The organism is Ochrobactrum sp. SFR4 (genome assembly GCF_019730395.1).
In the GTDB taxonomy this organism is placed as follows: domain Bacteria; phylum Pseudomonadota; class Alphaproteobacteria; order Rhizobiales; family Rhizobiaceae; genus Pseudochrobactrum.
The window spans coordinates 1-518 of record NZ_JAAPBB010000135.1 but is presented as its reverse complement, the minus strand read 5'-3'; the positions used below and the strand labels follow the sequence as shown (position 1 = coordinate 518).

The 518-nt window shown below is 45.0% G+C and carries 1 protein-coding gene; it reads right to left on the bottom strand.

Going from position 1 to position 518, the window contains the following annotated elements:
• Positions 1 to 518, bottom strand: a 518-nt coding sequence (locus HBA93_RS18225) for a replication initiator protein A (protein WP_221724240.1), incomplete at both ends; no start/stop codon positions are given.

The following is a 518-nucleotide window of genomic DNA, read 5'->3' as shown; positions in this document are numbered from 1 at the left end:
CTTGCTTTGCGATATTCGAGACAAGACGTCGAAATTCCTTTTCTGTCGATGAAGACCCACACTTAGCTTGTAACTTGCTTAAACCAATTCGCCATTCCTTTTGCGCACCACAATGTTTGCGTGTCAGCTCATAAATCCGCCGCTCAAGTGGTTTTCGGAGGCGGAAATAATCGCGGTGCAATGTCAGAACTTCCCGAGATCTTATAGCGTTAAAGACCCAGTCAGAGAGACAAATCTCCACTTCCTGCATCCGCCCGTCACGAGTTTCACGAACAATTTTGAAGCGATCTATTAAGCCAAATCCTTCAAACTCTTCTTTGCCGCCCGTGATAATATTGGTGGTAATTGTAGTACCTTTAAGTCGCTCTAGGGCAGCTTTTAATTGTTCATAACCACGACCATCCGTCCCTCGGTTGGTCGCAGTAAGCAGATCATACGCTCTGAACCTAATTGTTGGACTAACCTCGCGGTTTTCATTGAGTGCAGCGATACATTGGCTAATACAATAAATCAGGATA